Consider the following 19,408-nt stretch of genomic DNA (forward strand, 5'->3'; position numbering starts at 1 on the left):
AGATTGAAGTCGATTGAGATTGAATTTCGGCCAGACCGGCGCAAGGTACTCACCGCGGCACTCAGTATCGGCGTCGCTTCGATGTTGCCGGGGTTCGCACTCGCGGCGAGCGATGGTGATCCAGCGGCACTTGCCTTTGATGGTGATACCATCCTGCTGGCGAGAGGAGGGCTGTTCGTCAGTGATAATGGCGGCCGGACTTGGACCGCGGCAGAGACACCCGGAAAAGTGCTGTCGCTGGCGACCCATCGCGACCGGCCCGGACTTGTGGTTGCGGGGCTGGCCGAGGGCGGTGTCAGCATTTCCGAAGACGGGGGCGCTTCGTGGCGTATCTTTGAAGCTAGGCTGCCTGACGGAGAAATCACTGCCGTTGCTATCGCCTCGCGGAACCCGGACATGATCTATGCCTCGCTTCGCGGCGACGGGTTGTGGAAGAGCGAAGACGCCGGTGCAACCTGGTCGCTCGCCATGGACCGCCCCTGGCTCGACGACGCAGAGCGCGATCCTCTTGCTCTGGCTTCGGTCGAGCTTGAAACCGGCATGGGCGGGATCTGGATCTATGCGGGCACCGAAGTTGGCCTAACGCGGGTGCCCGATTGCTTTTGTCGCTGGCAGGACGTGCAGCCAGGCAACGCGATGGACGCATTGGTTGCGGGTGAAGCCCCACCGTCCGAAGCGCCATTGCCTGGAGGTGAACCGATCCTGTCGCTGGCCAGTGCCCCCTCGGCGCCGGAAGTGATGTACGCCGCGCTGCCCTCGGGCCTCTGGGCATCGCAGGACGGCGGAGTCATCTGGCAAAAGCGGGCCAGCAAAGCTGCGACCGCTGTTGCGGTTCATCCAAGAGACGAGACCTACATCGCTGCCCTGTTGGGCGGCATCTTGAAAATCAGCCGTGACGGCGGCGCAACTTGGATCGAAACAGGAGAACAATGATGGAGAAAATGATGCAGAGAAGAAACGCGCTTGGCCTGATTGGCAGCGGCATTGTCGGAATGGTGGGCCTGTCCACATCGGCCTGGGCGCAAGCGACAGGCGATATGGCGTCCGATTTGGCGGGCAACGAAAGGCAGATCACCATCTGGCGCGATCCGGGCTGCGGCTGCTGTGATGCCTATGGGGATTATCTCGAAGAACACGGCTTTACCGTTACGCGTGTGGATGACCGCGACTTCGACAAACGCTCGGTCGAAGTCGGTGTGCCCGCCCAGGGCATCGGCTGCCACCTGGCCGAGATCGACGGCTACTATGTCAGCGGTCTCGTCCCCGTCGACATCATCGATCGGCTGCTGGAAACCCGTCCGGCGATAACGGGTATCACCTTGCCGGGAATGCCCGCGAACGCGCCGGGCATGGCTGCGGTCAAGTCAGGCACGCTAAGGACCTACGCCTTTGGCCCAGACGGAATTTCAATTTATGCCGATGAATAAAGGGCCGAAAGATCGATCGGCGAAGTGTGCGGTCAGGCGGTCAGTGCACCTCGCTGCCCTAGTGTCCGCGCTCGCGACCACCGGCGTTGTGGTGCTGGCCCAATCGGAACCGGTTGACCCGCGTGTCGAGGGACTGACGTTTTTGGGAGAGCCCGTGCTCGCATCCCAGGTCATGGCAGGGCAACAGCTTTATGCGGACAACTGCGCCAGTTGCCATGGTGCCAGCCTCGAGGGTCAGCCCGATTGGCGTCGTCGTCTTGACACAGGAAGAATGCCGGCCCCGCCGCATGATGACTCAGGCCACACTTGGCACCATTCAGACCGCATGCTTTTTCAGATCACTAAAGGCGGGGTCGGGGCCGTCGTGCCGGGATACGAGAGCGACATGCCGGCCTTCGGAGAGGATCTGACAGACGCAGAGATCGCGGCTATCCTCGTCTACATCAAGAGCACCTGGCCTGAGCGACAACGTGAGTTCCAAGCCGAAGTTTCGGCCAATGACACGGGCGGGTGAAGATCGACAGGGTGTCAGGATAGTATCTTTCGACCAAAACCGATCCACCGGGGGATCAATTCGGCAAATCTGTCCTACTCCGCCCCCTGACTCCCGCTTTACCACGCTAATTCGGACCTGACCTGGTTGGCCGTTAACCCGCCCGCAAGGCAAGCATGTGCTACCAGGGTCGCGTGCATGCGTTCACGAAAATTTACCCTTGAACCTCTAGCCACTAGAAGTCCTATCTAGTCGACGAGAATCTATATCGTTCTTGCCATTGATTGCCGGTGGGAACCGAAAGGGTACGACATGCTGACAAGACGACACTTTATTCAAACGACAACAGCGCTCTTTTCGGCGACTGTGGCCAACCCTGTGTTTGCCGATAGCTGGCCCACCGAGGCTCAGAAGGCTGAATGGGACGCGCAAGTCAGCCCGCCCGGCTTCGATCCGGCCACGTCAAACCCTTGGGGACTACACCCACGTTTCTTGCCTCAGCGTGTGGACGCGAAGGACGGCCTCGTGCCGGGAGACATCCATGTCGATGCGGTCGCGCGGTATCTCTACCACATTGAGGAGGGTGGAACCGCGATGCGCTACGGCGTGGCGATCGCGCGGGGCAACCTCTACGAGCCGGGTGTTTATAACATCAAGCGCAAGGTCAGGTGGCCGCACTGGACGCCAACACAAAACATGATCGAACGCGATCCCGTGAACGCACAATGGGCCGATGGGATGGAACCAGGGCCGGAAAACGCTCTCGGGTCACGGGCGCTCTATCTCTATGTCGGTGATCGCGACACCTATCTTCGGATACAAGGCACACCCTATCCGAGAAGCATCGGCGGTCGTGCGAGTTCGGGTTGCGTGCGGATGGTTATGGCACACATCAACGAGCTTTATCCGAACGTCGAGATCGGATCGATAGCACATCTTTATTCGGCTGAGGCTAGCGTTACCGCGAGAAGTTGAATGAGGTAATTAACTCTCAGCGCATTGATGTGACGTGCGGGTCGTCGTCACACTTCCCGCGCGACGCAGATAGGGTTGCCGTTCGCCGTGCGCAGCGGCAGCAAGGTCGTTTCAACGGGGCCGCTGTGTTCGTACCAGTAGCACCCGTCCTCGGGCACCAAGCGCGCGGTTGAAACATCCTGATTCGGGGCAGCCATTGCAATCACGGCTTCGGGAACGTTGCCCCGCCGGTCTGCCGAGTCGCCCGGTCCAGTCGGCTGGATTGCGCACCCGGCCGTAAGAGACAGCGCCACTGCAACAATTATTTTTTGCTTCAGCATCAAAACCCGCATCAAGCTTCCTTTCGTGTCTGTTTTTCTTTGCATCGGCTTTTCATGCCTCAAGGCGTGATGGAGCCGGTCGCCGCATCCTCTAGCAATAAAGCAAACTGAAATACCACCGTATTTTGCTCTTGAAGCTCTAGCTACTGTAGGGGTTATGTCATGGTAAAGCACCCGAATCCAGAGGTCCATTCATGCCGTCCGACACCCATCGTCACGACCACGATCACGCCGAAGATGCCCAGACAAGCGGCGGCAGCTGCTGCGGGGGCGCCGGAACGTGCGGCGACATCGTTCCGACGACGCCCGCGCCATCGGGCGGGCGCAGTTTTCAGGTATCCGGCCTCGATTGTGCCGAGGAGGTAGCAATCCTGAACAAGGTGGTCGGTCCGAAGATCGGTGGAGCCGAGCATCTCGCGTTCGACGTGATCAATGGACGGATGACTATTCTCGACAGCGCCAGCAGTGTATCGGACGGCGAAATTGCAGAACTGGTGGCAAGCACCGGCATGACCGCCAAGCCCTGGGATGCCGAGAACGCGTCGGTCGACCAGGCGGCCCATCTTGCAAGACAGCGGCTGTTTACGGCGCTCAGTGGAGGCTTCTGGGCCGCGGGATTTCTGTGGCACATCATCGAGACCGGCATGGGCGGGGCGCTCGGCCTCTTCGCGGGTCACGGCGAAGCGCCGATGCCACTGGTCGAGGCAGGGCTGTTCGCGGTTGCGATCCTGTTCGGTGTCTGGCTCGTGGCACCCAAGGCATGGTCGTCCGCTCAGCGGCTGTCGCCCGACATGAACCTGCTCATGGTGGTCGCCGTGGCCGGTGCCATCGGGCTTGGCGAATTTTTCGAGGCGGCGACAGTCGCGTTCTTCTTCTCGCTCTCGCTCTACCTCGAAAGCTGGAGCGTCGGGCGTGCGAGGAATGCGGTTTCAGCTCTGCTCGACCTGGCGCCGCCGACGGCAAGAGTTCTTAATGATGACGGCTCAGAAGCGGACGTTCCGGCTTCTGCGGTTGCTATCAACGCACGTTTCGTCGTGCGCGGCGGAGACCGCATCCCATTGGATGGTGAGGTTGTCGATGGGGCAGGGGCCGTCGATCAGGCGCCAATCACCGGAGAGAGTGCGCTGGTCCCAAAGGAACGGGGCGACGAAGTCTATGCCGGTACGATCAACGGCGAAGGCACACTGACGGTGCGCGCCACGAAGGCCGCCTCGGATACCGTGTTGGCCAAGATCATCCGCATGGTCGGTGACGCCCATGCCCGCCGCGCGCCGGTGGAGCAGTGGGTGGCGAAGTTCGCCTGCATCTACACGCCTATCGTCATGGCGCTCGCCATCGCAATTGCCCTGCTGCCGCCGCTCATTTTCGGTGGAGCCTGGGATTATTGGTTCTACAATGCACTCGTGCTGCTGGTGATCGCCTGCCCATGCGCTCTGGTCATCTCGACTCCTGTCTCCATCGTCGCGGCGCTCACCGCTTCGGCGCGGGCGGGCGTACTCATCAAGGGTGGTGCCTATGTCGAGGCACCGGGTCGGACCACCGCGCTGGCCATGGACAAGACCGGCACAATCACAATGGGCGAGCCCGAAGTGGCGGCGGTGCATCCGCTGGGCGGGGCTTCGGCGCAAGATCTGATGACCCTCGCCGCTGGGCTGGAGGCACGTTCCTCGCATCCCTTGGCGCGCGCCATTCTTGCGCGGGCAGAAGCCGACGGCATCAAGGTATCCGCCGCGGAAGATACCCGAACCGTTCCGGGCAGGGGACTTGAAGGACGCACAGACGGCCGGTCGATCTGGCTGGGGTCGGACCGGTTTGCCGCGGAGAAGGGTTTCGGCGACGCCATTCCGAAGGATTTGCGCGACCGCATCGAAGGGGCTGGCAGCACCCTTGTTGCCGTGGGCGACGACACCGGTGTCACCGGCATCTTGGAATTGCGCGACCGTATCCGCCCGGATGCCAAAGGCATCGTGGCGCAGCTCCACGCGCAGGGTGTGAAGACCATCGTCATGCTGACCGGTGATAACGAGCGGACAGCGCACGCTGTTGCAGCCGAGGTCGGCATCGACGAGGTCCGTGCCGAGCTTCTGCCCGAAGACAAGGTGACTGCCATCGAAGAACTGGTCGAAACGCATGACATGGTGGCCATGATCGGCGACGGGGTCAACGACGCCCCGGCCATGGCGCGCGCGCATTACGCCATCGCAATGGGTGCCGTTGGTTCGGACGCGGCAATCGAGACGGCGGATATAGCCCTGATGACCGACGATCTCGGCAAGGTGCCTTGGCTGATCGGTCATTCGCGCCGGACAATGTCGATCATTCATCAGAACATCGGTATTTCCTTGGCGACCAAGGGCGTTTTCGTTGTCGCTACCGCGTTCGGACTGGCATCGATGTGGGGCGCGATTGCAGCCGACGTAGGAGTGTCATTGCTGGTGGTGGCCAATGCCCTGCGCCTGCTGAACAGCCAAGAGGCCAAGGCGCCGCCGTCCGGCGGTGAGCAGGTTGGCCCACAGATGGCAAAGGCCGCGCTTGCCCACGGACATTGATCACGCAGCATTTGCAAGGTAACGTGATGTCCATATCAGACCTCACCAAAGAGGCATCGAGCAGTGAAGACCATCCGATTTCCCCGCCGCGCCGTCCTGTTGGGCGGGTTGGTAGCGTTTCTGTCCGGGTGTGCCAGCAAGTTCCGCAGCTATGACGGACCCGAAGTCACCCGTGTTCGGCTTTAAAAGGGACAGCGCTTGCTTGTTCTCGACGGAGCCGATCGCGTCTTGCAAACCTATCCGGTCGGGCTGGGTTTCGCTCCTGAGGGTCACAAACAATTCGAAGGGGATGGCCGGACTCCGGAAGGAGTTTACACAATCGACAGGCGAAACCCCAACAGCACCTACCATCTTTCGATTGGCATCTCTTATCCGAACGAGGCCGACATCGCCTTTGCCGAAGCGCAGGGCCTTTCCCCCGGCGGCGACATCTTCATCCATGGTGGCCCACGCCCCGGCATCGACCCGACAAATGTCCGCGACTGGACAGCTGGCTGCATCGCGGTCACGGATCGGGAGATCGAGGACATCTATGCAATGGTGAAGGACGGGACACCTATCCACATCTTTGCATGACGGTCTTTCTCATGCGGCGGTAGTGAGCCGTCGCATTGGCGCCATTGCCCAGCTCCACGAAGCCAAGATGAGCGCCAACAGCATCCAGTCCCCGAAGCTCGCGTAGAGTGTCGGCGGTCGCGCGGAGGGCAGGCTAGCGTCGATGATGCCCGTTTCGCCGGTATCGAGCCGCGCAACGATCTCTCCGCTCGCGTCGATGACCGCAGAGATGCCCGTATTCGCGGCTCGGATGACTGGAAGGCCTTCCTCTACGGCGCGCATACGTGCGGAAGCCAGATGCTGCTCGGGTCCGATGCTGGTGCCAAACCAGGCATCGTTTGTCGCGTTGAAAATCCAGTCCGGCCGGAACAGGTCGTCGACCACATGCCCTGGGAAGATGATCTCATAGCAGATCGCCACGGCGACCAGCGGCACACCCGGAAGCGCAAGCGTTCTCGGGCCCGGTCCGGGCGTAAAATCGCCCAGACCCGCCGTGAGCCGCTCGATGGGCAACCAGCCGCGGAATGGCACATATTCGCCGAAGGGCACGAGATGGTGTTTCGCGTATCCGGTCAGGATCTCGCCGGTCTCGTCAAATGCCTGGACCGTGTTGAAATATCGGGTGCCATCCTCGCTCGGTACACGGTCCGGCACACCGGTAAGCAGCACTCTGCCGTCTGGTAGCGCTGCGGCAATGCGGGCCCGTGCCTCCGTATCCTCATCGAGGAAACCCGGAAAGGCGGTTTCCGGCCAGAGAAGAACGTCGAAATCGCCGCGCCGGGTTGAAAGCTCAAGATAACGCGCGAAGGTTGCCTCGCGGTTCTCGGGCGCCCATTTCTCCTCTTGGGGAACGTTGCCCTGGACGATGCGCAGCTCCACACCGGGTGGCTGTTCTGTATCCGACTGGAGGCGAAGTGTGCCGACGGCCCACATCGTCGCGATGCCGGCCAGCGCCATGAGCGAGATGGTCAGTCGTTGCCGCCCGGACGCCATGACAGCCGCGACGGGAAGTGCCGCGACGAACACGGTGAGAAAGCTTAGTCCATAGCTTCCGACCCAGGCGGCGGGCTGGCGCAACGCGGCGTAATCGACCAGAGCGTAGCTGGCGAGGATCCACGGAAAACCTGTCAGAACGTGACCTCGCAACCACTCGGCCACGGTCCAGAAGGTCGCGAACAGGAGGCAGGCCAGGAGATTGCCCAGGGCTCCGCGCCGCGCGATTTCGGCGAAGAGCACAGCGGCAATGGCTGGGAAAATCGCGAGACCTGCGGACAATCCCGCGACGGCCGGGATCGCCATCGCCCCAAACCGCTCGGCCTCGACGTAGAAACTCTCCGCGATCCATGAAATCCCGAAACCGAACTGGCCGAGTCCGAACGCCCAGCCGACGAGAAAAGCACGCCCGAAGGAGAGACCGCGAAGACCGACAAACAACGCGGAATAGGCAACGGGAACGAGTAGGAGAATCGAGAAAGGCGGGAAAGTCAGAACGGTCAGCGCCCCGGCGACGAAACCAAGCGTCACCCGCGAAAGAAAACGGTGGCGCAGAGCGATGCGGTTCAGAATTTCCGGCTTCACGACTTGATCGAACGCCGCGCGCTGATCCATGGCGCGGCGAGCAAGAGCCCCACGCCACTGACGACAAATACATCGGCCAAGTTGAAGGCAGGCCAATGTGTTGTGCCAATGTAGAAATCGAGAAAGTCTGTTACAGCCCGATACCGCACACGATCGATGACATTGCCCAGGGCTCCGCCAATGATCGCGCCATAGGCAAGTGTTTCGACCGCATTTTCGGCGCGAAACAGCATAACCCCTAGCCAAACACAGATGGCAAGAGCGAGAGCGATGAGGCTCCACCACGGCGCGCCGCCCAACATCCCGAAAGTCACGCCGTCATTACGATAAAAGACGAGGTTGAATCCCGGAAACACAGGAATCCCGGCGCTTAAAGTGACGGCATTCGCAACGACAATGGCTTTGGTGATCTGATCGATCGCGAACGCAGCAAGTGCTGCGAAGACGCCGATCATCGGAGATACCTTGTTTAGTGACATTGCCTCATCCCAACCAGACATCAAGGAACAGCATTAGAACGAGCCCGACTGCGAGACCGAGCGTCGCCCTGTTCTGATGGCCGCTGCGATGGGTTTCGGGGATGATTTCGTGGCTGATAACGTAGAGCATTGCGCCCGCGGCAAAGGCCAGACCCCATGGAAGCAGCGGTTCCGACAGTGTGATGATCCCGGCCCCGAGCAGGCCGCCAATCGGCTCGACCATGCCCGTCAGCGCCGCGATGCCCCAGGCGCGCAGCTTCGGATATCCCTCGCCCAGCAGAGATACAGCGACGGCCAATCCTTCGGGCGCATTCTGAAGCCCGATTCCGACAGCAAGAGGCAGACCGCCCTCCATACCTCCGGATCCGAAGCCGACCCCAACCGCAAGGCCTTCGGGGAAGTTGTGGATCGTGATTGCGATGATGAACAGCCAGACCCGCCGCAAAGACGCCGCTTCGGGCCCTTCGCGTCCTGTCTTGAAGTGCTCGTGCGGCAGCTTTTCGTTCATCAGGGCGACAGCCCCCATTCCCAGAAGGATCGAGACGCACACGATGGCCGCAGGCATCGCGCCGTTCTCGAACATTGGCTCTGCCGCATTCAATGCCGGGATGATCAGCGAAAAGAACGAGGCTGACAGCATGACACCGGCGGCGAAGCCGAGCGACAGATCGCGCGTGGCCCGGGACGGGATGCGCCCAAACAGCACGGGAACTGCTCCGACTGCCGTGAGCGAACCGGCGGCGAGACTTCCGAGAAAGCCAAGCATTATCGGAGACAGATTTTCCATGGGCGGGCCAGATTATCCTTCGGCGTAGCTCGAAAAGACTTCCGTCGACCCGTCCTTGCGGATGAGGAAGACATCATAGGCCTCGCGGTCGTCTTCTGGCCCCATGCCGGGCGAGCCATAGGGCATCCCCGGAACAGCGAGGCCGACGGCGTCCGGGCGCTCCTCGAGAAGGCGGCGGATGTCAGCGGCCGGTACATGGCCCTCGATCACGTAGCCGTCAATGAGCGCGGTGTGGCAGGAGACCATGCGCTGCGGCACGCCGTTGTCTAGCTTGAAGCGCACGAGAAGCCCGCCGAACATGTCCTGGCCGGTCGGCACAAACCCGTTCTCTTCGAGATGGTTCATCCAAGACAGGCAACAGCCGCAACCGTTCGTCTTGCGGACCTCGATCGCCGTTGCCTCTGCGAGAACCTGGGCCGCTGGTAACAGGGCGAGGGTGATTGCCAGAGCTTGGGTCATGCGTTTCATGGGTCAGAGCCTTTCGGTTGTCGTTTCGGCAATCTCGCTGCCGAGGTTTTCATTCAGAAGCGCGCGCGCCTCGGCCAGACGCGAGAGCGCGGCGGTATCATCCGCTTCGCTCTCGGCTGCTTCGGCGAGCCGGTCGTCAGTGAGGGGGTCAGTCGGGCGCCCATCCACGAGGACTTCGTAGTGCAGGTTCGGACCTGTCGCCGTGCCAGTCGCGCCGACGCGGCCGATCACATCTCCCGCCGCAACGCGTTGGCCTTGTGCCAGGTCTTCCGGCACGGCGCTCAGATGCGCGTAGCGCGTCATGGTGTCGGAGCCGTGCGAGATTTCGACCACACGGCCATAGCCACCGCGCCAGCCAATGAAACTAACCCGCCCCGGTGCCGTCGATTGAACCGGTGTCCCACGTGCCGCTGCAAAATCGACGCCGGTGTGCATCCGGACGTTGCCAAAGACCGGATGCGTGCGGCGCCCGAACACCGAGCTGAGGCGCGCACCCTCGACCGGCTGTGCGAAGACGCGCAGCACCTCGCCATCGACGTAGATCGTCGCCTGACCGCTGCCGTCGTCAGGCCATACGATCTCGTAGAGCGAACCGCCGATGTCCAGTGCGGCGAAGGCGAGTTCGGGCTGTCCGATCCTGTCCTCGCCGACCCGCGCCTCACGCCAGAGAAGCCTTAGTGTTTCGCCGCCGGCCATCTCGCGGCGGAAATCCACGGTCCCACCCAGCATCTGCGCAAGGTCCACGGAAAAACGGGCGGGTATGCCGGCTTCGTCGAGTGCCGCGAAGATCGAGCTGTCGATCACGGCTTCGCCGGCAAGGGTTACGATCTCCGGATCCGGAGCCACGACCTGTGTGGACAACTGCTCGCCGAAAACCACCTCGATCCGAACCCCGTCCTCGACGGCGACTGAGACGGTGCGGGGGCTGCCGTCCATGGTCGAAGCAACAGTGACCGAGTGCCCCGGCCGCAGCCGTCGCAGATCGTATTCCGCGCCAAGCGCGAGGGCAACTTCGGCTCTGTCAGGTGCCGCAAGACCGGCCTCTGACAGCAAGAAATCGAGCGTTTCGCCCGGAGCAATGTCGCGCGACCACGTCGACAGGGGTGGCTCGATCGCTTGCACCGGCCTGTCGGCAAACGCGGCCTGCAGAAGGGGCAGCGGGCTGAGGTCGGGTGCATCGTCTGCCCATGCCGCCGCGGGCAGCGTCACGGGGATGTCAACGTTCTGGGGGGCTTCAGGACCTTGGGGCATCCAGCTACCTGCCTGGGCAAGTTCCGGCGGCACGGGTTCTTTCGACATGGAATCAGAGATGGCGATAGCCGCTCCCGAAACCGTCCCCGCAATTGCGACACAAGCCGCCAAAGTTCTGAGCCTCATGTCGCCCCCTCCATTTCTTCTTCCAGCGCGCGGCGGATCTTCGGCACCGCGAATTCTTTGGGCTCGTGATAGTCGATCATGGTGACGAATCGCCCAGAGGCTGCGAACAGGAAGACGCTCGCGGTGTGGTTCATCGTGTAATCGCCGCTCTCCGCCGGTACTCGCTCGTAGGTGGCGCGGAAGCCGTCCGCGACGCGCGCTATCTGCTCTTCCGGTCCCGTCCAGCCGCGGATCGCCGGATGGAAGTAGCCGACATATTCGGCCATCGTTTCTACAGTGTCGCGCTCGGGATCGACCGTGATGAAAACCACGTTCATCTCGTCGGCCTCGTCTCCCAGATCGTCGAGCCATCCCGAAATGTCAGAAAGCGTGGTCGGGCAGACATCGGGACAGTAGGTGAAGCCGAAGAACGCCATCGTCGGGCGACCGATCAGGGTTTCCGGCCCGACCGCGTTGCCCTCATGATCCGTCAGACGGAAGTCCATCTCGGTAAGGGTCACAGGCCGCTGCCCGACAGGTGCGGGTGCACCGGGTCCGTCGACCCGCCACCAACCGACGAAGAGCATCAGGGCGACCGCCCCGACACCAGCCGCGCCGTACCCCAGGATCGCCCGTCGCTGCATCAGTCCTCTGGCCCCCGCGCGGCGATGCCGAGGATCGGAACCTCGACCGTCACTTCGCCTCCGTCGTCGAAAAGCAGTGTCAGCGGAAAAGTGTCCCCTTCCGTCATTGGTTCTTGCAGCCGCATCAGCATTGCGTGCAGGCCCCCCGGTTCGAGCGCGATGCTCTCGCCCGGGGCGATCGCGATCTCCCCCGCCGGGCTCATGGAACTCACACCTTCGGCATTTGTCTTCGTCTCGTGAATTTCGGGCATCATCGCGAGCGGTGTTGTAAGGCCGATCAGCGTCACCGGCTCGTCGCCAGTGTTGCGGATCGTCATGTAAGCGGCCCCGGGACGGTTCATCCCGATGGAGGCGCGGGACCACGCGTTCTCGACGACAACATCCTCGGGTCCGGCCAGCGCGGGCACTGAGAGCCCTCCTAGGGTCAAAAGCGCGGCCAGTGTGCCAGTCAAAATATACTTTTTCATCGTTCTGATCCTGCCCTTTCCATTCAGCTTTGCGCGGCAGCGACTTCGGCGGCCACCAGACGACGCAACTCTGCCTCCCCGAATGGATCGAGCGGCTTGCCGTTCACAAAGAATGTGGGCGTCTGGCGAATTCCCACGGCCTCGACGTCAGCACGATCTTGGTTAAGGATCGCCACGACACCGGGTGCCAGCATTTGCGTGCGGGCGGCCTCGGCATCGAGCCCGGCCGTGGCGGCGATCTGAAGGATCAGGCCGGGCTCCGGGGCACCGTGCGACGCCCATCTCGGCTGTTCCCGCAGAACGGCCTCGAGCACCGGCATGTAAACGTCCTGCATGCGCGCCGCCTCGAGCACGCGGATCGCTTCCTCGGATGCCGCGCCGTGGAAAGGCGTGTAGCGGATCACGACGCGGACAGCATCCCCATGCTCGGCCATGATGTCCTTCACGATGGGATGAAAGGCGCGACAGGCCTCGCAGGCCGGATCGAAGAATTCGACGATCGTGACGGGCGCATCCGCAGGCCCGAGGATGGGCGAGTAGGGGCGGATCATCGCCTCCGCAAGTTCCGGAGCAACGGGCTCCGCTTCGGCCACTGGGCCGGGGCGGTTTGCAAACCAGGTGGCTCCGCCGAAACCGGCGGCGCCGAGGGCAAGAACGGACAGGATCAGGCCGCGTCGATTCATGTTCGTGTGTCCTTTAATGAAAGGGCCGACAGCGCCCCGATCAGCGCGAAGGCGGCGAGCGCCATCAGCGGGATAGGGATGCCGAAGACCAGTTGGTTGTCATCGGTGCAAGAGGGGCCGGTGGCCGTGCAGGGCTGGACGCGTTCGGGAACAAGACCGACGTACAGCCCCATGTGCCAGAGGGCGATTGCGCCGCCGCCAAGCGCCAATGCGATGCCGTAGCGCCCCACGCGGCCGTCCCGCCACCAAAGGCCGAGCCCGAGGACAATGGCCAAGGGGAACATGAAGGCGCGCTGGAACCAGCACAGCACACAGGGCGTCTGCCCCAGCACCTCGCCGATGAAAAGCACGGCAAGCGAGGCGACGAGCGCGATGATCCACGCCAGCCCGAGGGCTGTTTCTCCGGACATACGGTTCATGTCGGTCAGATCCTCTCTTCCAGATTGGCGAGGATCTCTTCGGCGGAGGTGCCGTAGGGCCACGAGTCGGCGAAGCCCGCGTCGGGATCGAAGAGGAACAGATGCGACGTGTGGCCCATCGTGTAACCATCCGGCGCCGCAGCCTCTTCGACGCGTTCGAAGAAGATCGGAAAGGTCTCGGATGTGGCGGCGATCTGTTCCGGCGTGTCGGTCAGCCCGATGATGCCCGCATCGAACAGCGGGACGTATTCGGCGAGTGCTGCGGGCGTGTCTCGTTCAGGGTCGATTGTTATGAAAATCGGCTGGACCTTGGCGGCATCGTCGCCCAGACCGTCCATCACCGCCGCGACCTCGGATAGGGTCGTCGGGCAGACGTCGGGGCAGTTGGTAAAGCCGAAAAAAACCAGCATCCAGCGCCCCGCAAAGTCCTCCTCGGTTCGAACCATACCCTGGTGGTCCGTCAGTTCGAACTCAGCGAAAAAAGGCGGTTCGGCGTCGGTTCGGGCGCTATCGGCACGATAATCGGACCATAGCAAAAGCCATACGAAGGCAAGCGCTGCCACGCCTGCCAAAACCCAAAGAAACTTCTGTGCCGATGTAAGGGACAATCCTGTTCGCCTGATTTTGATTCTTATTGCTTGTGCGGATACATCCTCTAGCTGCTAGAGGTTCAAGCACGAAATCATGGTATAGCTTGAACTCACGCGTCTGTGAATCCGACACTTGTCTATTCCGACGGCAAAACCTACACAAACTGTATCTTTTTCATGGAGGCGAAAATGCTCACGATCGGTACTCTGTCAAAGAAGACTGGCACAAAAGTGCAGACCATCCGGTACTACGAACAGATCGGACTCATGCCCGAACCTGGCAGGACCGAAGGCGGACAGAGGCGCTACGACAATGCACAGCTTGATCGACTGTCCTTCATCCGCCACTCGCGGCAACTCGGCTTCTCGCTCGATGCGATCCGCGAGCTGCTCGACCTCAGCGACCATCCCAATCGGCCCTGTGATGAAGCTGATGCCATCGCGCGTCGCCAGCTCAAACAGGTGGAGCAGCGCATGGCCCGCCTGAAGGCGCTGCGCACGGAACTGAAACGCATGGTTCACGAATGCAGCGGCGGGCGGACGGGAGATTGCAAGGTGCTTGAGGTGTTGCGGGACCATTCGGAATGCTTGACCGAACACGAGGAAATCGGGGCCTGAAGGAATTCAGCCAACATTCCGGCTGGAACGCAGATCAGCCGCAGAAGTTAATGTGTCGTACAACACAAGCTGGAACCACAAAATGGCCGCTAGACAAGATTCAATGGAGAGACGGACGCTTTGGATCGTTCTGGCGCTCAATATCGGTTTGGCCGTGGCCTTTTTCGCAACAGGCGCCTTCGGCGACTCAAGTGCCCTGATCGCCAACGGGCTCGATAACCTCTCCGACAGCTTCGTCTACGCGATCAGCCTTTTCGCTTTGTCCCGATCCGCCAAATGGAAACGCGGGGCGGCGAACGTTTCCGGCGGGCTGCTGATCCTGTTCGCTGCAGGCATCCTCTACGATGCGTGGCGCCGCTACATCGGTGGGTCAGATCCGCTCGGGACGATCATGATTGCAATGGCCCTGATCGCGGCGGCTATCAACGCAGTCTGCGTTTGGCTGCTCGCTAAGCTCAAAAATCCAAACGTCAATATCCGCGCGGCCAACACCTTCAGTTACAACGATTTCGCCGCGAACCTCGGGATCGTCGTGGCCGGTGGCCTCGTCGCTTGGCTAGGAACCAACTGGCCGGACCTTGTCGTCGGTGTGATCGTCGCCGGGATCGCGGCCTGGGGCGGTATCGACATCCTGCGCGACGCACACGGCGAACACCACAAAGCGGTTCACACGGACAAATAGTTGCGGGAGATTCTTTCTGAAAGAAAGGATTGAAGCTATAGTGACTATAGCAATTAGTCTTGTTCCAAGACGATTCGAGGAGCGACCCGTTGCAGATGACCGACCCCCTACTTGTACCCACCAAACTACTGGATTTTGATGCCGCGCCTCTTGCGCGTCTAATTGAGAACCGCAGCTGGCGCGGCTTATCCGAATACGATCGGATCGGAGCTGCCTATGATTTCGTTCGGAATGAAATCGCGTTCGGATACAATCGAGCTGACGACATCCCCGCATCCGAAGTGCTTTCCGACGGCTATGGGCAGTGCAATACCAAAGGCACGCTCTTGATGGCGCTGCTGCGTGGTGTCGGCATTCGTTGCCGGTTGCATGGGTTTACGATCCACAAAGGCTTGCAGCGCGGTGTTGTCCCTGAGCTGGTGTATCCGCTTGCTCCGCAGGAAATTCTCCACTCATGGGTCGAGATCGAATTTCAAGGTGCCTGGATCAACCTTGAAGGCTTCATCCTGGATGACGCTTTCCTCGATGTCCTGCAAACGTCATTCTCGGACACAGAAAGTCTCTGCGGTTATGGCGCGGGCACGGATTGCCTTGGCGCGCCTCCCGTCGCCTGGAACGGAGAAGATACCTACATTCAGAAAACCGGCATTGTGCAAGATTTTGGCGTGTACGATACGCCGGACGCCTTCTATTTGTCCCATGAGCAATCCTTTGGGTGGCTGCGTGGTGCCCTTTACCGTCATATCATCCGCCACTGGATGAATGCGCGCGTACGTGGTTTCCGCAGCGGCCGCCTCAAGACTGACCGACGCGCGACACACGCGCATGAGGAGCCTGCCAATGCCGCATGATCATGGGCACGCGCATATCGAACCGGATTCTGGCGATCGGCGGGTTGCCATCGCGATCTGGGCGAACGGGCTTCTTACCGTTGCGCAGATCGTCGGGGGCATATTCTCGGGTAGTTTGGCACTGATCGCCGATGCGCTGCACAACTTTTCCGATATGGCCTCGCTTGTCATTGCCTTCGCCGCACGCAAGATCGCGCGCCGCCCGGCCGATGAGCGCATGACCTTCGGCTATGGTCGGGTCGAAATCGTCGCGGCCCTGATCAACTACACCACCCTCATCGTGATCGGCTTCTATCTGATCTACGAAGGTGGCATGCGCATGATTGATCCACCCGAAGTCATGGGGTGGACCGTCGTCATTCTCGGTGGAATCGCGCTTGTGGTCGACACGCTGACCGCAATGCTGACCTATTCGATGCAGAAGGGGAGCGTGAACATCCGCGCGCTTTTCCTGCATAACCTGTCGGACGCGCTTGCTTCGGTCGCGGTTATCGTCGCTGGGTCGATGATCATCCTTTACGACATGCGTTTGGTCGATCCTACCATCACCATCGGCATCGCGATCTACATCCTGTATCTGTCTTTCACTGAAATAGGCGGCCCAATCCGAACCCTGATGCTCGGGAGCCCGCCGGACATCGACAACGAGGCCGTCGTCGAAGCGATGCGGAAAGTCGAAGGCGTCGCCGACGTCCACCACGTCCATCTCTGGCAAATGCAAGAGCACGAGGCTGCGCTCGACTGCCATGTCGTCGTGGCAGCCGAAGGGTGGTCGAAGATTGAAGAGATCAAGAGCGCGATCAAGAAGCGGCTGAAGGAAGAATTCGGCATCAGCCATTCCAGCCTCGAATTCGAGCACGAGGATCGCGCTCATCAGAACGCCGATCTCTACTGTCACGGCAACGCAAGTGAAAAGGAGAAGACCAATGTTCAAGGAAACGCTGACCGAGCGTGATGATGTCATCGGGCTCGTCTGCGAAGGCAAGTTGACGGAGACAGAATTCAAGCAAATGCACGCGCTGCTTCATGAGCGTCTTGGAACAACCGATAATCCGGGTCTGGTTCTCGACCTTACAAGTTTCGAGGGCTACGAAGAGCCTTCGGCGATGCTGGAAGATCTGAAGGTCGACACCGCCCACGTGAACGATTTCGGTCGCATAGCGGTTGTCGGAGAACGCAGATGGATGGAATGGGGCGCACGGGTGGTCAACCTACTGACGGGCTCCGAGATGCAGTGGTTCGAATCCAGCGATACCGAGTCCGCAATTGCGTGGGCGCGTGACGGGTAGCCAGCGATTCTGCAAGAAAAGGATTCTGGCCTGGAAATTGACATCACATCAGATGCTTCACGATTAATGGAGGATCGGAACGATCTAAATGTAGTCAGCAACATTTGTCTGCTCGGATGAAAAAATCCGATGAAGTTTGATGTCGACTTTAGGCTGCAAAATAAGTCCCTACGCGCTGAATTCTTCGAAATTTAACATAAACTTCATTATCTGCCGATTTTCTGTACGCGGGGGCAGAGCCTTCCCGGATCCAAAGCTTGGCAGGTGAATCTACCTGGATATCTCCCCTGCCAGCACCGCTCGTCCGTGCACCGCCAACGTCGCTGAAAACCTCTGGCACCCAAACTCGTGGATCACATCGAGTACACGCGCTTCGTAGGCAGTGTATCCGATCAAGCGACACAAGTCGGACGCGTGGAACTGGCGGTTCGAAGTTGGTGCGGCTTGCATCTGTCTCAGCAATTCGCGCTCTTTGGGGTCCGTTATTGGTCTCGCGGGCGGCTTGACCGCGGGACGAGTTGGAGTTCCCGACGAATTTCGCCACCGGCGCATGAAGCCAAGCAGGAAGCCGGCCGGCACCCTGCCGTTGCCTCGGGACCGATTGAAGGCGAGGAAGCGATCCCAGATGACCTGGGTGTCGATGTTCCAGCAGGGCAACGTGGCCTTCGCTGCTTTGATGAGCTCTGCCCAACTGGTCTGAAAAACGTTCGAACTCGCGGTGATGTCGATCAGTCCTGAGAAGATAGTTTTGTTATTATTATCTCTAGATAGTGATGTGTCACCTTCACCTGACACGAGATCATGGGTTTCACTCTCCTCGTCGAAGGCGGAAAACCGAAAGATCCAGGGCGCGAACTTTCCATTCGGCTTTGCCCGCTCGAGCTGCAACTTCGACGTCTCAAGTTCGCTCAATAGAACCGAAAGATATTGTCGTGAAACACCCATCTTCTCCGCCAGGGCCGAGAGGGTGAAGGCTGCCGTTCCGCGCGACAAACCGTTGTAGCCATCCTTCCAGGCGATGGCATCGAGGATGAGGGTAGCAAGCTTGTGCGCAGCAACAGAGAGATTTGTCTGTGTGATCCGTCGCAGGATCAGGCCGGTCGTAGATTCCATGGTCGAGGTCTCCTTGGAGAACCGACGCCATGTCGTGAGACAACAACATTCTTGCCAGCAAAACAACTTTGCTGGTTGCGGGTGTTTTAGCGGTGCGCTAGGAAACTCTTGTTCACGGAGTTTTCTAGCACGGCGTCAGGCTTCACGGTCTGGCGTCGTCTCCTTTTCGGGGGTTTTGCACAGCCTTCCGTGCGGGGTTGTCAGGACGCGCGCGGTAATACCGCGCGCAGATTTTGTCAGTAGCGAACCTCTTCAGAGCCATAGTTCCCGGCGTGATCACGCCAGTCGACGAAGACGGAACGGTAAAAGTAGCTGCCGCATCCATTCGGGATGCTCAGGCCGGATGCGGCTGGCACCTGGCCCACGGTGGATCTTGTCCATCGGTAGTCGCCCTGCACGCCGTAGGACCCCAATCGCGTCGAGTCGCTGCGATTGCAGTCGCCATCTCGGTTTTCGTGCTGGCGATACTGGATGTGATAGACCCGTATGCTGCGCACGAAATCAAAGGCGTCGCCCGAAATGTCGATGTCAGCTTGCTCATCTGCTTGGACGCGAACAAGGGGTTTCGAAGTCGATTCCTGCGGTTCGGGCGGATCGCGGAACGTGGTGTCATAAAGGCGTTCCATAGGCGACATCGGGCTGGGATCGTTGAACGACACACCCATCGGACACCGCCAGATTTGTAAGGGCGGCTCGATCGGCCATGGTGTGATCCGCCGAATGAAGACCGCTCTGGCATGCGCGCAGGGCGCGGAGGCAGGCCAGCCGCCCGCAAGGCAGAGGAGGATTGCACAGTCCACCTGATAGGCCTGAGCCGGACCTGACGAGGCCATTAGTCCGGATATGGTTAGTGCCGTGGCTGTTGCCACGCTGTGGATCACGTGCTTCATGATGCCGACTCCATCTATAATGGTGCAGCGATACGAAACAACATTAATGATAGCAAGGAGATTTGATTGATGGTTGCTTGCGACTGTTCGCTTGTGTCGCTTGACCGCTTCCAAGATCTGACGCCGGTTCTGGCTGCTTCTGCGTCTTGAAAGTGGCCAAAATTGCGGACCCCTT

23 protein-coding genes and 1 pseudogene are annotated in these 19,408 nt (G+C 60.5%); 11 read left to right on the top strand and 13 right to left on the bottom strand.

What is annotated here, in order from left to right; all coding sequences use genetic code 11:
• Window positions 1-3: 3 nt before the first annotated feature.
• The 4 genes from B30_RS17865 to B30_RS17880 all read left to right on the top strand — a co-directional run bounded on the left by B30_RS17865 (window position 4) and on the right by B30_RS17880 (window position 2,895).
• Window positions 4-933 (top strand): WD40/YVTN/BNR-like repeat-containing protein, encoded by a 930-nt coding sequence (locus tag B30_RS17865; RefSeq protein ID WP_009573583.1) that lies wholly within the window; start codon window positions 4-6, stop codon window positions 931-933.
• The gene (locus B30_RS17870; RefSeq protein ID WP_009573584.1) at window positions 933-1,427 is read left to right on the top strand and encodes a DUF411 domain-containing protein; all 495 of its coding nucleotides are present in this window, start codon (window positions 933-935) and stop codon (window positions 1,425-1,427) included. Before B30_RS17865 ends, B30_RS17870 begins: the two co-directional genes overlap by 1 nt.
• Window positions 1,390-1,941: a cytochrome c gene (locus B30_RS17875; RefSeq protein WP_332835024.1), complete on the top strand. Its 552-nt coding sequence runs from the start codon at window positions 1,390-1,392 to the stop codon at window positions 1,939-1,941. The genes B30_RS17870 and B30_RS17875 overlap by 38 nt, the downstream gene beginning before the upstream one ends.
• Window positions 1,942-2,232: 291 nt before the next feature.
• A complete protein-coding gene (locus tag B30_RS17880; RefSeq protein WP_009573586.1) occupies window positions 2,233-2,895 on the top strand; it encodes a L,D-transpeptidase in 663 nt (220 codons plus the stop codon).
• Window positions 2,896-2,942: 47 nt separating this feature from the next.
• Here the strand turns inward: B30_RS17880 and B30_RS17885 are convergent, their stop codons facing one another.
• Entirely contained in the window at window positions 2,943-3,227 is a 285-nt protein-coding gene (locus B30_RS17885; RefSeq protein WP_009573587.1) for a hypothetical protein, read from the bottom strand.
• A 182-nt stretch (window positions 3,228-3,409) separates the two neighbouring features.
• On the opposite strand from B30_RS17885, the gene B30_RS17890 reads away from it, so the two are divergent.
• Window positions 3,410-5,764, top strand: coding sequence for a heavy metal translocating P-type ATPase (locus B30_RS17890; RefSeq protein ID WP_009573588.1), 2,355 nt, complete (start codon window positions 3,410-3,412; stop codon window positions 5,762-5,764).
• 63 nt (window positions 5,765-5,827) lie between these two features.
• A pseudogene (locus B30_RS17895) lies at window positions 5,828-6,340 on the top strand (L,D-transpeptidase family protein).
• A gap of 9 nt (window positions 6,341-6,349) precedes the next feature.
• Here B30_RS17895 and lnt read toward each other — a convergent pair.
• The 10 genes from lnt to B30_RS17945 are packed head-to-tail and all read right to left on the bottom strand — an operon-like array spanning window position 6,350 to window position 13,808.
• Window positions 6,350-7,927 (bottom strand): apolipoprotein N-acyltransferase, encoded by a 1,578-nt coding sequence (gene lnt / locus B30_RS17900; RefSeq protein WP_009573590.1) that lies wholly within the window; start codon window positions 7,925-7,927, stop codon window positions 6,350-6,352.
• A complete protein-coding gene (lspA, locus tag B30_RS17905) occupies window positions 7,894-8,352 on the bottom strand; it encodes a signal peptidase II (protein WP_009573591.1) in 459 nt (152 codons plus the stop codon). Before lspA ends, lnt begins: the two co-directional genes overlap by 34 nt.
• A gap of 28 nt (window positions 8,353-8,380) precedes the next feature.
• Window positions 8,381-9,163, bottom strand: a complete 783-nt coding sequence (locus B30_RS17910) for a ZIP family metal transporter (RefSeq protein WP_009573592.1) — start codon at window positions 9,161-9,163, stop codon at window positions 8,381-8,383.
• A gap of 12 nt (window positions 9,164-9,175) precedes the next feature.
• Entirely contained in the window at window positions 9,176-9,631 is a 456-nt protein-coding gene (locus tag B30_RS17915; RefSeq protein ID WP_009573593.1) for a DUF411 domain-containing protein, read from the bottom strand.
• 3 nt (window positions 9,632-9,634) lie between these two features.
• Window positions 9,635-11,008 (bottom strand): M23 family metallopeptidase, encoded by a 1,374-nt coding sequence (locus B30_RS17920; RefSeq protein WP_009573594.1) that lies wholly within the window; start codon window positions 11,006-11,008, stop codon window positions 9,635-9,637.
• Window positions 11,005-11,631 carry an SCO family protein gene (locus B30_RS17925; RefSeq protein ID WP_009573595.1) on the bottom strand — a complete coding sequence of 209 codons (627 nt, stop codon included), beginning with the start codon at window positions 11,629-11,631 and terminating at the stop codon, window positions 11,005-11,007. The genes B30_RS17920 and B30_RS17925 overlap by 4 nt, the downstream gene beginning before the upstream one ends.
• Window positions 11,631-12,098: a copper chaperone PCu(A)C gene (locus B30_RS17930; RefSeq protein ID WP_009573596.1), complete on the bottom strand. Its 468-nt coding sequence runs from the start codon at window positions 12,096-12,098 to the stop codon at window positions 11,631-11,633. Before B30_RS17930 ends, B30_RS17925 begins: the two co-directional genes overlap by 1 nt.
• A 23-nt stretch (window positions 12,099-12,121) precedes the next feature.
• Window positions 12,122-12,781, bottom strand: coding sequence for a DsbA family protein (locus tag B30_RS17935; RefSeq protein ID WP_009573597.1), 660 nt, complete (start codon window positions 12,779-12,781; stop codon window positions 12,122-12,124).
• Window positions 12,778-13,200: a disulfide bond formation protein B gene (locus tag B30_RS17940; protein ID WP_009573598.1), complete on the bottom strand. Its 423-nt coding sequence runs from the start codon at window positions 13,198-13,200 to the stop codon at window positions 12,778-12,780. Before B30_RS17940 ends, B30_RS17935 begins: the two co-directional genes overlap by 4 nt.
• A gap of 5 nt (window positions 13,201-13,205) precedes the next feature.
• Window positions 13,206-13,808 carry an SCO family protein gene (locus B30_RS17945; protein WP_232616941.1) on the bottom strand — a complete coding sequence of 201 codons (603 nt, stop codon included), beginning with the start codon at window positions 13,806-13,808 and terminating at the stop codon, window positions 13,206-13,208.
• 171 nt (window positions 13,809-13,979) lie between these two features.
• Between B30_RS17945 and B30_RS17950 the strand changes: the two genes are divergently transcribed.
• From B30_RS17950 to B30_RS17970, 5 genes are all read left to right on the top strand, one after another.
• A complete protein-coding gene (locus B30_RS17950; protein ID WP_013959865.1) occupies window positions 13,980-14,408 on the top strand; it encodes a MerR family transcriptional regulator in 429 nt (142 codons plus the stop codon).
• A 103-nt stretch (window positions 14,409-14,511) separates the two neighbouring features.
• On the top strand, window positions 14,512-15,090 hold the full coding sequence (locus B30_RS17955) for a cation transporter (RefSeq protein WP_009573601.1): 579 nt from the start codon (window positions 14,512-14,514) through the stop codon (window positions 15,088-15,090).
• Window positions 15,091-15,185: 95 nt separating this feature from the next.
• A complete protein-coding gene (locus B30_RS17960; protein ID WP_009573602.1) occupies window positions 15,186-15,941 on the top strand; it encodes a transglutaminase-like domain-containing protein in 756 nt (251 codons plus the stop codon).
• Entirely contained in the window at window positions 15,931-16,896 is a 966-nt protein-coding gene (locus B30_RS17965) for a cation diffusion facilitator family transporter (protein WP_009573603.1), read from the top strand. The genes B30_RS17960 and B30_RS17965 overlap by 11 nt, the downstream gene beginning before the upstream one ends.
• Complete coding sequence (locus B30_RS17970; protein ID WP_009573604.1) at window positions 16,868-17,230, top strand: STAS/SEC14 domain-containing protein; 363 nt, start codon at window positions 16,868-16,870, stop codon at window positions 17,228-17,230. The genes B30_RS17965 and B30_RS17970 overlap by 29 nt, the downstream gene beginning before the upstream one ends.
• Before the next feature lie 270 nt (window positions 17,231-17,500).
• Here B30_RS17970 and B30_RS17975 read toward each other — a convergent pair whose 3' ends face one another.
• Both B30_RS17975 and B30_RS17980 read right to left on the bottom strand, forming a co-directional pair.
• Window positions 17,501-18,343 (bottom strand): hypothetical protein, encoded by an 843-nt coding sequence (locus B30_RS17975; protein ID WP_009573605.1) that lies wholly within the window; start codon window positions 18,341-18,343, stop codon window positions 17,501-17,503.
• Between the two features lie 236 nt (window positions 18,344-18,579).
• A complete protein-coding gene (locus tag B30_RS17980; protein WP_040402907.1) occupies window positions 18,580-19,233 on the bottom strand; it encodes a hypothetical protein in 654 nt (217 codons plus the stop codon).
• Window positions 19,234-19,408: the final 175 nt, after the last annotated feature.

This window comes from Celeribacter baekdonensis B30, from assembly GCF_000299875.1.
Taxonomy (GTDB): domain Bacteria; phylum Pseudomonadota; class Alphaproteobacteria; order Rhodobacterales; family Rhodobacteraceae; genus Celeribacter; species Celeribacter baekdonensis_A.

Coding starts and splice junctions, on each gene's coding strand:
- B30_RS17870 (WP_009573584.1), top strand. CDS start 933: ATGGAGAAAATGATGCAGAGAAGAAACGCGCTTGGCCTGATTGGCAGC.
- B30_RS17880 (WP_009573586.1), top strand. CDS start 2,233: ATGCTGACAAGACGACACTTTATTCAAACGACAACAGCGCTCTTTTCG.
- B30_RS17885 (WP_009573587.1), bottom strand. CDS start 3,227: ATGCGGGTTTTGATGCTGAAGCAAAAAATAATTGTTGCAGTGGCGCTG.
- B30_RS17890 (WP_009573588.1), top strand. CDS start 3,410: ATGCCGTCCGACACCCATCGTCACGACCACGATCACGCCGAAGATGCC.
- lnt (WP_009573590.1), bottom strand. CDS start 7,927: ATGGATCAGCGCGCGGCGTTCGATCAAGTCGTGAAGCCGGAAATTCTG.
- lspA (WP_009573591.1), bottom strand. CDS start 8,352: ATGATCGGCGTCTTCGCAGCACTTGCTGCGTTCGCGATCGATCAGATC.
- B30_RS17910 (WP_009573592.1), bottom strand. CDS start 9,163: ATGGAAAATCTGTCTCCGATAATGCTTGGCTTTCTCGGAAGTCTCGCC.
- B30_RS17915 (WP_009573593.1), bottom strand. CDS start 9,631: ATGAAACGCATGACCCAAGCTCTGGCAATCACCCTCGCCCTGTTACCA.
- B30_RS17920 (WP_009573594.1), bottom strand. CDS start 11,008: ATGAGGCTCAGAACTTTGGCGGCTTGTGTCGCAATTGCGGGGACGGTT.
- B30_RS17925 (WP_009573595.1), bottom strand. CDS start 11,631: ATGCAGCGACGGGCGATCCTGGGGTACGGCGCGGCTGGTGTCGGGGCG.
- B30_RS17930 (WP_009573596.1), bottom strand. CDS start 12,098: ATGAAAAAGTATATTTTGACTGGCACACTGGCCGCGCTTTTGACCCTA.
- B30_RS17935 (WP_009573597.1), bottom strand. CDS start 12,781: ATGAATCGACGCGGCCTGATCCTGTCCGTTCTTGCCCTCGGCGCCGCC.
- B30_RS17940 (WP_009573598.1), bottom strand. CDS start 13,200: ATGAACCGTATGTCCGGAGAAACAGCCCTCGGGCTGGCGTGGATCATC.
- B30_RS17950 (WP_013959865.1), top strand. CDS start 13,980: ATGCTCACGATCGGTACTCTGTCAAAGAAGACTGGCACAAAAGTGCAG.
- B30_RS17955 (WP_009573601.1), top strand. CDS start 14,512: ATGGAGAGACGGACGCTTTGGATCGTTCTGGCGCTCAATATCGGTTTG.
- B30_RS17960 (WP_009573602.1), top strand. CDS start 15,186: ATGACCGACCCCCTACTTGTACCCACCAAACTACTGGATTTTGATGCC.
- B30_RS17965 (WP_009573603.1), top strand. CDS start 15,931: ATGCCGCATGATCATGGGCACGCGCATATCGAACCGGATTCTGGCGAT.
- B30_RS17970 (WP_009573604.1), top strand. CDS start 16,868: ATGTTCAAGGAAACGCTGACCGAGCGTGATGATGTCATCGGGCTCGTC.
- B30_RS17975 (WP_009573605.1), bottom strand. CDS start 18,343: ATGGAATCTACGACCGGCCTGATCCTGCGACGGATCACACAGACAAAT.
- B30_RS17980 (WP_040402907.1), bottom strand. CDS start 19,233: ATGAAGCACGTGATCCACAGCGTGGCAACAGCCACGGCACTAACCATA.